The organism is Nocardioides marmoraquaticus (assembly GCF_054777915.1).
Genome location: NZ_BAAHAA010000030.1, coordinates 25,369 through 37,335, shown reverse-complemented (window position 1 = coordinate 37,335; position 11,967 = coordinate 25,369). Strand labels below are relative to the sequence as shown.

The following is an 11,967-nucleotide window of genomic DNA, read 5'->3' as shown; positions in this document are numbered from 1 at the left end:
TGAAGATGTCGGTGCGTGGGACGACTCCGACGGCGGTCTCGGCGAAGGTGTGGCCGTCTGCGGAGCAGGAGCCTGTTGCTTGGCAGCGCTCGACGACTGACAACACCGCGGGCTTCCAGGCCGCGGGGTCGGTGGGTCTGTTCAGCTGGCTGCCGGCTGCATCACAGGCCAACGCCCCCATCGTCGTCGCGGTCGACCTCTTTGCGGTGACCTCCGACTGACGACGCCACCACGACCGGGGGCCGACATGTTTCACGTCGGCACGTGGTGACGTCTACGACCGCTTGTCTCAGTCGATGCGACGGGGTCAGGTCCGTGCAGGCGAAGGGTCGGGGGAGGCGGGGCGTGACTTCTCCGGCATGGCAAGCGCAAGAGCCAGCATGAGGAGGGGTAGGGCGCTGTAGATGGGACCAAACGCGAAGTCCCACGAGACGCGGATCGCAAGGTAGATGAGCGCCGCGCTTGCTATCCGCTGGCCCAGCTGCTGCGACATGCCGGCGACGACGAGGGTGATGGCCACCATCGCCAGGAGGAGGCCCGGGAGCCCCGCGAGGAGCCACAGGTCGCCCAGCACCGAGTGAACCTCGAATCCCTGTCCGAACATGTAGTTCTCGACGTAACCGTTGTTCGGGTCGTAGCCGAGACCCGCCATGCCGGTCTTGGCGACGTACACCTCGCTGGGAGTGGGGACCGTGCCGATGCCGTACCCCCAGGGTTGGTCGGCGATCAGCGCCCACCAGGCGCCGAGCTCGGGCCGCCCGCCCAGGATGACGTTGCCGGAGGTGTTGGTCTGTTCCATGGTGCGCTGCCTGACCTCCTCGCCGAGGTCGCCGCTGAGGAGCGCAGCCTGTAACAGCAGGAAGCCGCCGACGCTGAAGAGGGCCAGCCTGAGCATCACGACGAGCGAGCTCACGCGACGGGTCGCGCTATCGCGACGGGTCAGCACGAGGGCGCAGGCGATCAGCATCGTGGCTGCAGCGGAGCGTGAGTCCTGTGTCGCCGACACCGCACCGAGGACGAACAGGACCGCCACCTCCGCCGACGTCCTGCGGTACACCCACGGCAGGCTCAGGAGCAGGAGCGTCGTCGGCACCGACAGCGAGAACTTCCACGGGTTCACGTCGCTGACGCCGTCCAGGACGACGGTCACCCACGTTGCCAGCGCGTAGACCATGATCACGACACGTGCCCCGAGCACGGAACGCGCCCAGAGCAACAACAAGGACCCGAGCCCGACCATGAGGACTCGACTGGCCTGACCCACGCCGACCGAGTCCAGGCCGTCGAACGACGGCGGACCGACGGCCCAACTGATGGCCAAGCCCCCCACGACCGCCATCAGCGCAGAGACGACGAGGATGCCGGCGCCACGGTAGCGGCGGACCACGCCGAGGGTGACCGGCAGTGCCGCGAGCGCGATGGCGTATCCCAATGGCACCAGTGGGTGCAGATTGATCCTCAGGGCGAGGCTCGCGACCGCGAGCACCGCCACGGCTCGCTGGACGACGCCGCTCACGTCGCGATGCAGCAACGTGCCAGGCGTGCTGGGCCGCACGACGACGCTGGCCATCAGGTGCCGGTGGTGCTCGACGCGGTCGGCGGGACCAGCCTCGTCACCTCGCGGAACCACTTCACGGCGGCGAGAACGAGGAACGCCACGCCCGCCACGCACAGCAGGCCGTAACTGACCTGGAAGGCCGTTGCCCAGCCCCACAGGACGAAACTCGCGCAGAGCACCCCGTAGTCGGTCGGCAGCAGGGCAAGTGAGCGGATGGGGGAGAAGCCCCCACGCCGTGCTGCGGAGGCCACTCCGCGTGCACCCTTCAGCAGGTCGTTGAGGATCATGCCGAAGAACGTCATGCCGTTGACGAGCGCGAAGAGCAGAGGCACCAGCAGGTAGACCGGCTCGGTGCCATGGCGATAGAGGCCGATCACCACAGCGAGGTGAAGACCGATCACCTTCCCCGAGTCGACGAAGTGGTCCAACCATTCTCCGGCCACAGAGCCACCCCCGCGCAGGCGCGCCACCTGACCGTCGGCCGAGTCCCAGGCGTACCCCAGGGCGAGCAGCAGCCAGATCGCCACACCCGTCACGAGGGTCGCGGGAGCAAGAGCGACCATGACGATGCCCAGGAGGGTGAAGGCAGCGCTGACGGCCGTCACCTGGTTGGGCGTCAACCCAAGCAGGTGACTCGCCGCCGCCAGGTAGCGACCGATTGGGCGGTTGACGAAGACGGAATAGGCGGGCGCCCCGCGCGCACGGCCCTTCTGGGCCGCGCCCAGCCGCGCGACGGTCTCGCTGAACGACACTGGCGAGCTCCTCTTGTCGACGTCGAGCGCGTGGGCGCGACAAGGATATGTGTTGCTTGACGCGCCGCAGGCGAACCGACCGCGGTCAGGCGGCGCCGCGGAACTCGACTCTGCGCACCTGAGCGTCCACGCTCACCTCGATCGCGAGCTGGTCGCGCTGCTCGGGCGGAACGTTGAAGACGAACACTCCGGACACGCGGCCGTCGGCAGGCACGGTCGACGGGAACGGGCGCCCGCCCGGGCGGTCCACCGGGTTTGCGGGTGTCCGGTCGCGTCCGTAGTAGAGGTTCGTCAGCGCCCCGTCGATCGACAGCGGTGCGGATGATGAGTTGCTCACGACGATGGTCAGCCGAAGCGCTGGTCGGCTGGTCTCGCCAGGAATCTCCGCTCGCGAACGGACCGACTCGATCCGGGCGACACGGACGCCGACCGCTTCGGTCGGTCGTGCGGTCTCGTCGAGCGAAGCACCGAGCGGCCGTTCGGTGTTGGCCTGACCGGGCGCAAGCGTCCCGACCGGACTTGGCCTCGGACCGCTGCTGGCTCCGCCGCCGGCCTCGTCCTCGCCCCCGGTGGGCCCAGGTGAGGGCGACGTGCCGGGAGACACAGATCGTGTCGGGGCCCCCGGGGACGTGGGGGACGAGGTCTGAGGGTCACCAGTACCGTCACCACCGGCGAACAGCAGCACCACGACGACGACCACTACCGCGACCGCCGCCGTGGCGGCGATCCAGCGCCAACGGCGGTCGCGGCCTCCATTCGTACCCGTGTCGCTCACGCCGGCCTCGAGGACACGAGGCGGGACGTCTCGTCCGCGGCAGTGCGGGATGGTCTGCAGGGGGTCATGCTCATGTCGCTCCAGAGGTGGACCGGGGATCGGGATAGTGCACGGAGCGTCGTCCACGAAGCCCGGACGCTGCCCCGTGCGCCCGCGCCAAGGCCCGGCGGCCCCGCGCGACGTCGCGCAGCGATCCTGTAGCACGTCCGCGTGCGACCAACGCTGCGCCCTGGGTCAGGCGTGCGGTCTCGCGGGCGGCGGTCAGCGCGCGGAACGCGACGCGATCCAAGCGCGACGACCTCAGCTCGAGCTCGACGAAGACCAGGGCGCTGGCCATGTTGTAGGACCGCGACAAGATCCACGCTGGGGTCATGCGATCGGCCGGGACGTGGTCGACCACGACCGACTCAGCACACCAGACCATGCGCCCGCCCGCTGCGGTCAGCTGACTCGTGAACAACGAGTCACCGCCACCGGTGGTGCCGAAGCGCGGGTCGAAGCGCAGCTGACGAGCCTGAACGAAGGCGATGTCGAGCAACAGGTTGTTGGTCGCCGCCCGGGGGATCGGCTCGCCGGTGCGGACCCCGTCACGGTGCGCCCGGTCGAGAAAGCCGCCGGCCTCGACGAACGGATCGAGATCGCCGTCTGGCTGGGACACGACGGCGCCGGCAACGGCCTGCACGTCACGTGATCCGTAGGTGGCGAGGAGTTCCCGGAGCCACCCGGCTTGTGGGGTCTCGTCGTCGTCGATGAAGACCAGCACATCCGCGCCGTCGGCGACCGCTTCGTCGAGCGCCCTGTTCCGACCGTAGGAGATGCCTCGTCGGGCCTCCACAACGTAGCGGACGAGGTCGGGCCGCCCGGCGGATTCCACTGCGTCCTCAGCCGAGCCCTCGGAATCGTTGTCGACCACGATGATCGCGCCCGCGGCGGCATCCCCGTCCGCGACGGCCGAGTCGAGGTGGTCGGCCAGCATGGGTATGAGTCGCGCGAGCCGGTCCGGCCGGTGGAAGGTGAGCAACCCGACGGCGACGCGGGGGACGGAGCGCCCTAGGCTGGCGGTCGACACGGGGCTCTCCCTGGAGCGGCTCGTACGGGCATCGTGAACGCGAATTCTGGCACACGCTCCCGGCGGGCGGGCGGGCTCGGCGCGTCGTGCAAACGTCGAGGGGACGGTGGGATCGTGACAGACGGCCGACTCGTGGTCCTGACGTCCTTTCCGCGGCCGCGACCGACCACCAATCCTTACATCACTCAGCTCGCGAGGTCGCTCGAAGCCGACAACGAGATCGGCGTGCTCTACTTCGGATGGCGGGCCGCGTTGCTGGGTCGTTACGACGTCGTGCACCTCCACTGGCCCGACATCCTGGTCGAGGGACGCACCAGCTTGCGACGTACCGTCAAGCGTCTGCTCGTCGGGCTGTGGTGCGTCCGCATGGTCGTCCGACAAGTCCCGGTCGTGCGTACCTGGCACAACCTGAATCGTCCCGCCGGGCTGCGGCACGTCGACCACGTCCTGCTCAGCTGGCTCGACCGGCTGACCCTCGTGCGCATCAAGATCAACGACACAACGGCGCTCCCCCCGGGGGGCCGCGACGTCACGATCCTGCACGGCCACTACCGAGACTGGTTCTCGCCCTACGACCAGCGTCAGCCCGTCGCCGGCCGGATCGCCTTCGTCGGCAGGATCCGACCCTACAAGGGTGTCGAGCACCTCCTCCGGACCTTTCGGTGCACGCCTGACGCTTCGCTGAGCCTCACGGTCGCTGGTCTGCCTGCGGACCGATCGGTCGAGCGTGCAGTGCGCGACCTCGCGGACGGCGACCCCCGTATCGATCTCGACCTGCGCTACGTCGACGACGAGACGCTGGTGGCCCACGTCACCGAGAGCGTGCTCGTCGTGCTGCCCTACCGTCAGATGCACAACTCCGGTGCTGCATTGGCGGCGCTGTCCCTGGGCCGGCCCGTGCTGGTGCCGGACAACGAGGTCAACCGGAAGCTGGCGCACGAGGTCGGGCCAGGCTGGGTGCACCTGTTCGCGGATGACGTGTCGGCGCACGACTTCGCACGTGCCCTGGCCAGCACGCGGCCGTCGACGTCTTGTCCCGATCTCTCCGCGCGAGAGTGGTCACGTGCTGCCCGGGATCACCTGGCGGCTTACCGCCAGGCCGTCGAGCTTGCCAGCCGCCGGTCGGAGTCGACATGACCACGTCGCCATCTCCCCAACGGATGCGGATCTACCGGTCATTGCGGACGGCTCACCTTGAACGCGCGTCCACGCTCGCTCCCGCCTTGATCGTCTTCTCCCAGCGTAGCTACGACTTCGACGAGTCGGTGGCGGACGGGCTGAGCCTGATCCACCTCAACAACCGCTGGCAGCTGCTGCCACTGATGCTCAGGCACCGGGTGAGGGAGGTCGAGGTCAACGAGCCGCTGATGCTGAATGCGCTGCGGACCACGGTGACCGCGGTGATCGCCGCGCGCGTCGCCGGCGTCGTGCTCCGTCGCCGTGTACGCATCGGGACCTACGCCATCGCCAACGACGACGCGTTGGGCGCTCGTAGCGCTCGCTTGCGGAGCCGGTGGCGACGCCTCGCATACCACGGTGCGGTGAGGCTCGCGCTGAGGACCACGGACCGCATCGTCTTCGGGACGGAGGAGGCGCGCGCCCAGTACGAGGCGCTCGGAGTCGCACTCCCGCGCGCATCGGCGCTCGTGCCAGCCATCTCGGCTCCCTGTCAGTGCGGGCGGCTGGACGACGAGCGGGATCCCGTCCTGGTGTTCCTCGGTGCCTTTGACGATCGCAAGGGACTGCTTCCCCTGCTCTCCGCCTGGCCAGAGATCGCCCGTCAGGTGCCCACTTCTCGCCTGGTCGTGATCGGGCAGGGCGCGCACCTTGGACGCGCGGCCGAGCTGGCGCGACGCCGCGACGACGTGGAGATCGTCCTCGATCCGCCGCGGGTCGAGATCCATCGCAGGCTCAGGGCTGCGCGGGCCGTTGTGCTCTACTCCCGGTCCACACCAACGTGGCGGGAGCAGGTCGGGCTCCCTCTGGTCGAGGGCCTCTCGCACGGGTGCGAGGTGGTCGCGTCGGACGAGACAGGGATCGCCGGATGGCTCGGTGACCATGGTCACGGGGTCGCCGCCACTGCCGACGGGGAGCCCGGACTGATCCGGGCCGTCGTCGTCGCGCTGACGTCCGGCCGTGCGCCGAGCACGATTCTTGCGGACCTTCCCGACGTCGACGGCCGGGTGGCTGCGGACCACTGGCTGTGGTCCTCGTCCGGTGACTAGCGCTGAACGGGTCCGACGAGCTCGACGACCTGGCGCCACTGGTCGGCATACCGAGAGGCCGTGAACCTGGAGAGGTACGTCTCTCGCGCGCGGGCCCCACGCGCCGCGGCCTCCGCCGCAGTCACGCTCTGGAGGAGCCGTCCGAGCGCATCGTCATTGCCCGGCTCGTACAGCCAGCCGTCGACACCGTCGCTGACGACGTCCGCGAGACCGCCACCGGCACTTGCGATCACGGGTCTTCCCCGCGCGAACGCCTCGATGGCCACGAGACCGAACGGCTCCGGGCGGTCCGACGGCACGACCACGACGTCGGCTCGGTCGACGTGTCGTCCAATGTCCGGCACCTCGCCGAGGACCAACACGGTCTCGGGGCGCCGCAGGCTGTCGACCAGCGCGCGGACGTCAACTCCGTCACCGCTCGGGGGCGGCCCACCCAGGACCGTCAGGGTCCCCGGGCTACCGGCCCGGTCCCACGCGCGGAGCAACGTCTTGTGACCCTTCCAGGTGTTCCACCGGCTTGCCACGAGGAAGCGGACCGGCCCGTCGTGCTCGACCGGCGGTGAGTACCCGGTCGGCTCTGCAGTGGCGTTCAGCACGACCGTGGTGCGGTGCCGCAGACGTGCGGGCAGGCTCTCACGGACCGGGCTGGAGATGGCGACGAGTCGTTGGCAGGACAGCGCCATGGGTGAGAGCGCGACGGTGTCTGACCGTGACCACAGCTCTTGGACGTGACCGACCACCCTGGGCGCGCGGACCGAGAGCGCGACGGGCGCGGCCACCATCGTCGCGCTGGTGGTGCAGTAGACCATCGAAGGCCGAGCCGCCCGCAGGAGCGGCCGGAGCCGGATCGCCCGGCGGGCGAGCGCCGCCAGACCACGGGGGTTCTGGTAAGCCCGCCGGAGCACGGGCAGATCGAGATGACGCACGATCGCACCCTCGGCCTCCAAGACCGAGCAGAGCGGAGCCGAGCCGTGCTCGACGTCGGTCGGGAGCCAGACCTCTGCGGTTGCTCGCTCGGCGTCCGGGAGGGCCCGGTAGAGGTCCAGCACGACGCGGTCGGCGCCGTAGAGCTCGTCGGAGCTGTGAAGGAACACAACGGGGCCGGCCGAGCTCATGCGGACGTCGCCTCGAGGAGCCGGCGAGCGAGGTGGACGTCGGTGAAGGTGGCTTCGACGGCCGCCCGTCCGGCGAGCCCTTGCTGCGCGGCAGCGTCGGGATCGTCCAACAGGTGGATGATGCGCTCGGCCAAGGCAGCGCCGTCGCCCACAGGGGTCAGGTGGCCCGTGGACCCGTCGGTCACGTAGTCCTCGGTACCGGGCGTCGCCGTCAGCACGACCGGCCGACCCGTGGCCTGCGCCTCCAACGAGACTGTCATCCCCGACACGTGCAGGTTCGGACGCGTCGCGACGGCCACCACACTTGCCTCCGCGTACATGCGGCGGAGCTCGAGGTGGCTGAGATGAGGGACGACCTCCACCCCCTCGGGCACCGGGCACTCCCGCTTCGTCTGGAGCAGCAGCCGCGTCCTGGGGCGGGCCTCGGCGACGATGCGGTAGGCCTCTAGAAGTGTCGCGGTGTCGCGATCCCGGTCGCCACCCACGCTGAAGACCATCGGGCGGTCCGGGTAGGGACGGTAGGAGTAGAAGTCCGGGTCCACGCCGAACTTCACAAAGGTGCGGCGGACCCCCACGGGAAGCAGCCCGTCGAGCGCGTCGAGCTGCGGCCGGCTCAGGGTCCAGACGGACGTCATCGCCGCCAGCGTTAGGCGAGCCGTGCGGGAGAGGGCGTCCTTGTCGCGCATCCAGCGATCCGTCGCCCAGATCACCCCGCAGTGCATGACGTCGTAGTCCCGGCAGGCCACGAGTCGCTGGGCGACGTTCTCGTCCCAGGCGAGACCGATGCGCTTCCTGCCCACTCGCGCACGCGGCAGGCGCGCGAGAAACCTCCCAGCACGACCGGGCTCGGGGAGCAACCGCAGACGCACGTCCAGCTCCGACGAGGACCCAGCAAGGTGGTCGAGTCCGTAGGGCCAACGTCCGGGCACCTCACCCGCTAGATGGCGCTCCTCCCACGTCGCGGCGCGGCGCGGAGCCATCGCGACGTCGAGCCTGGTCTTCATCGCCCGGGTAGAGAGGCGGCTCGTCATCTAACGAGTATGACGGCCTGGCTCGTAGACGTGTTTGACAAAACAACTCGTTGTGTCAAGTTACCGGTCGGTTTAGCCTAGGTGGATGACCGCTCACCCGGACCCGAGCACCAACACCGGCCCCGCTGACCCCGAGCACGACGTGACGGCGTCGTACGCGCTGGAGCCCGACGAGGTGCGGGCGCTGACCGACCTCGTCGCCTCGAGCACGGGCCGCTCCGTGCCGACGTACACGCCGATCACGGGACAGCCGCTGGCGATGGTGCCGCAGTCCGACGAGTCCGACGTCGAGCGGGCCTTCGACCGCGCCCGGCGCGCGCAGCGGGCGTGGGCGCAGACGTCGCTCGCCGAGCGCAAGCGGCTGCTGCTGCGCTTCCACGACCTGGTGCTCGAGCGGCAGGACGAGATCCTCGACCTCATCTGCTGGGAGTCGGGCAAGGCCCGCAAGCACGCCTTCGACGAGCCGCTGCACGTCGCGCTGACCGCGCGCTACTACGCGTACACCGCCAAGGACCACCTCGAGACCCGCCGGGTCCGCGGCGTGGTGCCGGGGCTGACGCAGGCCACGGTCGCGCGGCTGCCGAAGGGCGTGGTCGGCATCATCGCCCCGTGGAACTACCCCTTCACCATGGCCCTGTGCGACGGCCTCCCGGCGCTGCTCGCCGGCAACGCCGTGGTGATCAAGCCCGACGCCCAGACCATGCTCACAGCGTTGTACGGCGCCCAGCTGCTGCGTGAGGCGGGCTTCCCCGACGGCCTGTGGAACGTCGTCGCGGGTGCCGGGCGCGAGCTGGGCACCCCGATCATCAAGCGCAGCGACTACGTCTGCTTCACCGGCTCCACCGCGACCGGCAAGATCATCGCCGCCCAGGCGGCCGAGCGGTTGATCGGCTGCTCCCTCGAGCTCGGCGGCAAGAACCCCATGCTGGTGCTGCGCGACGCCAGCGTGAAGCGCGCCGCCGAGGGTGCGCTGCGGGCGTCGTTCTCCAACGCCGGGCAGCTGTGCGTCTCCATCGAGCGTCTGCTCGTCGCCGACGAGGTCTACGACGCCTTCCGCGAGGAGCTCGTGCGCCGGGTCGAGGCGATGAACCTCCGCACCGGTCTCGACTGGGGCAGCGACATGGGCTCCCTCATCAGCCAGGACCAGCTCGACACCGTGCAGCGACACGTCGAGGAGGCGCGGGCCAAGGGCGCCACGGTGCTCACCGGCGGCCGGCACCGGCCTGACCTCGGCCCCTACTACTACGAGCCGACGGTGCTCGAGGGCGTCACCCCCGACATGGAGTGCGCCTCGGCCGAGACCTTCGGCCCGGTCGTGGCGCTCTCGCGCTTCAGCGACGAGGCCGACGCGGTGCGGCGGGCCAACGAGGGCGTCTACGGCCTCAACGGCGCCATCTACAGCCGCGACACCGCCCGCGCCCGCGAGCTCGCGGCGGAGGTGAAGTGCGGCACCGTGAACGTCAACGAGGCCTTCGCCGCGACCTTCGCGAGCATCGAGGCCCCGATGGGTGGCATGCGCGAGTCGGGCGTGGGTCGCCGCCAGGGCGCAGAGGGCATCCTGCGCTACACCGAGCCGCAGTCGGTGGCGGTGCAGCGGGTGCTGCGCTTCGCGCCGATGCTCGGCATGAACGACCAGCAGTACGCCGGGTTCATGACCGCGACGCTGAAGCTGCAGCGTCGTCTGGGGATGAAGTGAGGAGCGACGAGGTGGCAGCGGGCGGGGTGGACGACGACCTCGACTTCGACGTCCTGGTCATCGGCTCGGGCTTCGGCGGCTCGGTGGCCGCGCTCCGGCTCACCGAGAAGGGTTACCGCGTCGGCGTGCTGGAGGCCGGCGCCCGATTCGCCGACGACGAGCTGCCGAAGAACTCCTTCGACGTCCGCAAGTTCCTCTACCGTCCCGAGGTCGGTTGCTATGGCATCCAGCGCATCGAGGCCGTGCGCGACTCCCTGATCCTCGCCGGGGCCGGCGTGGGCGGCGGCTCGCTCGTCTACGCCAACACCCTCTACGAGCCCGCCGACGCGTTCTACCGCGACCGGCAGTGGGCCCACATCACCGACTGGAAGGCCGAGCTCAAGCCGTTCTACGACCAGGCCAAGCGCATGCTCGGCGTCGTCGAGAACCCGCTGCGCACCCCGGCCGACGACGTCATGGAGAAGGTCGCCGGCGACCTCGGCGTGGCGGAGACCTTCCACCCGACGCCGGTGGGCGTCTTCTTCGGCGAGCCCGGCCAGCAGCAGGGCGAGACCGTCGCCGACCCGTTCTTCGGCGGCGCCGGGCCCGAGCGGCGTACCTGCATCGCCTGCGGCGACTGCATGACGGGCTGCAACCACAACGCGAAGAACACCCTGGTCAAGAACTACCTCTACCTCGCCGAGCAGCAGGGCGCGAAGGTGATGCCGCTGTCGACGGTGACGCGGATCAGCGAGCGGGAGGGCGGCGGCTACGACGTCCGCATCAAGTTCACCAAGGCCCGCCGCGCCACCCGTCGTACGACACGCACCCTCACCGCGCACCACGTCGTGATGGCGGCCGCGGCGATCGGCACCCAGAAGCTGCTGCACCGGATGAAGGCCGAGGGCCACCTGCCGCGGCTCTCCGACCGGCTCGGCGAGCTCTCCCGCACCAACTCCGAGTCGATCCTCGGCTCGATCGCGCCCGACACGACGATCGACTACAGCTACGGCATCGCGATCACCTCGTCGTTCCACCCCGACGCCGACACCCACGTCGAGCCGTGCCGCTACGGCAAGGGCAGCAACGTCATGTCGCTGCTGCAGACCGTGCTCACCGACGGCGACGGCCCGCTGCCGCGCTGGCGCACGTGGCTCGGCGAGATGTGGCGCGAGCGAGCCAGCATCAAGGACCTCTACGACCTCAAGCACTGGTCGGAGCGCACGGTCGTCGCCCTGGTGATGCAGAGCCTCGACAACTCGCTGACCGTCTACCCGGTCAAGGTGCCCGGCACCAGGAAGTACGTGCTGACCTCCAAGCAGGGCCACGGCCAGCCCAACCCGACCTGGATCCCGATGGCCAACACCGTCGTGCGGCGCATGGCCGAGGTCATGGGTGGCAAGCCTGGCGGCTCCGTCGGCGAGCCCTTCAACATGCCGATGACCGCCCACTTCATCGGTGGCGCGCCGATCGGCGAGAACCCCGAGGACGGCGTGGTCGACGGCTACCAGCGCGTGTTCGGGCACGACGGGCTGCACGTCGCCGACGGCTCCGCGGTCACCGCCAACCTCGGGGTCAACCCGTCGCTGACGATCACCGCCCAGGCCGAGCGCGCGATGTCGATGTGGCCCAACAAGGGCGAGCCCGACCCCCGCCCGCCGCTCGGAGCGGCGTACGCCCCCGTCGCGCCGGTGGCCCCCCGCCGACCCGCCGTGCCCCACGACGCCCCCGCCGCGCTCCGGCTCCCGATCGTCGGGGTCAGCTGAG

11 protein-coding genes are annotated in these 11,967 nt (G+C 70.0%); 5 read left to right on the top strand and 6 right to left on the bottom strand.

The window, feature by feature from the left end; all coding sequences use genetic code 11:
- On the top strand, positions 1–221 hold a 221-nt coding region (locus ACYU8I_RS17225; RefSeq protein WP_460843213.1), incomplete at its 5' end, for a hypothetical protein.
- A gap of 86 nt (positions 222–307) precedes the next feature.
- Here the strand turns inward: ACYU8I_RS17225 and ACYU8I_RS17220 are convergent.
- From ACYU8I_RS17220 to ACYU8I_RS17205, 4 genes are all read right to left on the bottom strand, one after another.
- Positions 308–1,570, bottom strand: a complete 1,263-nt coding sequence (locus tag ACYU8I_RS17220) for a hypothetical protein (protein WP_460843210.1) — start codon at positions 1,568–1,570, stop codon at positions 308–310.
- Positions 1,570–2,310 carry a CDP-alcohol phosphatidyltransferase family protein gene (locus ACYU8I_RS17215; protein WP_460843208.1) on the bottom strand — a complete coding sequence of 247 codons (741 nt, stop codon included), beginning with the start codon at positions 2,308–2,310 and terminating at the stop codon, positions 1,570–1,572. The genes ACYU8I_RS17220 and ACYU8I_RS17215 overlap by 1 nt, the downstream gene beginning before the upstream one ends.
- Positions 2,311–2,395: 85 nt before the next feature.
- Positions 2,396–2,647: a hypothetical protein gene (locus ACYU8I_RS17210; protein WP_460843207.1), complete on the bottom strand. Its 252-nt coding sequence runs from the start codon at positions 2,645–2,647 to the stop codon at positions 2,396–2,398.
- A 508-nt stretch (positions 2,648–3,155) separates the two neighbouring features.
- Positions 3,156–4,154, bottom strand: coding sequence for a glycosyltransferase family 2 protein (locus tag ACYU8I_RS17205; RefSeq protein ID WP_460843205.1), 999 nt, complete (start codon positions 4,152–4,154; stop codon positions 3,156–3,158).
- Positions 4,155–4,286: 132 nt separating this feature from the next.
- On the opposite strand from ACYU8I_RS17205, the gene ACYU8I_RS17200 reads away from it, so the two are divergent.
- Together ACYU8I_RS17200 and ACYU8I_RS17195 are read left to right on the top strand one after the other, a co-directional pair.
- Positions 4,287–5,291: a glycosyltransferase gene (locus ACYU8I_RS17200; RefSeq protein ID WP_460843203.1), complete on the top strand. Its 1,005-nt coding sequence runs from the start codon at positions 4,287–4,289 to the stop codon at positions 5,289–5,291.
- An 86-nt stretch (positions 5,292–5,377) separates the two neighbouring features.
- Entirely contained in the window at positions 5,378–6,379 is a 1,002-nt protein-coding gene (locus ACYU8I_RS17195) for a glycosyltransferase (protein WP_460843200.1), read from the top strand.
- Here the strand turns inward: ACYU8I_RS17195 and ACYU8I_RS17190 are convergent.
- Together ACYU8I_RS17190 and ACYU8I_RS17185 are read right to left on the bottom strand one after the other, a co-directional pair.
- A complete protein-coding gene (locus tag ACYU8I_RS17190; protein ID WP_460843197.1) occupies positions 6,376–7,494 on the bottom strand; it encodes a glycosyltransferase family 4 protein in 1,119 nt (372 codons plus the stop codon). The two genes, ACYU8I_RS17195 and ACYU8I_RS17190, sit on opposite strands and share 4 nt — an antisense overlap.
- Positions 7,491–8,525, bottom strand: coding sequence for a glycosyltransferase family 4 protein (locus ACYU8I_RS17185; RefSeq protein WP_460843194.1), 1,035 nt, complete (start codon positions 8,523–8,525; stop codon positions 7,491–7,493). Before ACYU8I_RS17185 ends, ACYU8I_RS17190 begins: the two co-directional genes overlap by 4 nt.
- 85 nt (positions 8,526–8,610) lie before the next feature.
- On the opposite strand from ACYU8I_RS17185, the gene ACYU8I_RS17180 reads away from it, so the two are divergent.
- Together ACYU8I_RS17180 and ACYU8I_RS17175 are read left to right on the top strand one after the other, a co-directional pair.
- The gene (locus ACYU8I_RS17180; protein ID WP_460843192.1) at positions 8,611–10,221 is read left to right on the top strand and encodes a succinic semialdehyde dehydrogenase; all 1,611 of its coding nucleotides are present in this window, start codon (positions 8,611–8,613) and stop codon (positions 10,219–10,221) included.
- Between the two features lie 11 nt (positions 10,222–10,232).
- Positions 10,233–11,966, top strand: a complete 1,734-nt coding sequence (locus ACYU8I_RS17175) for a GMC oxidoreductase (RefSeq protein ID WP_460843190.1) — start codon at positions 10,233–10,235, stop codon at positions 11,964–11,966.
- Position 11,967 lies beyond the last annotated feature (1 nt).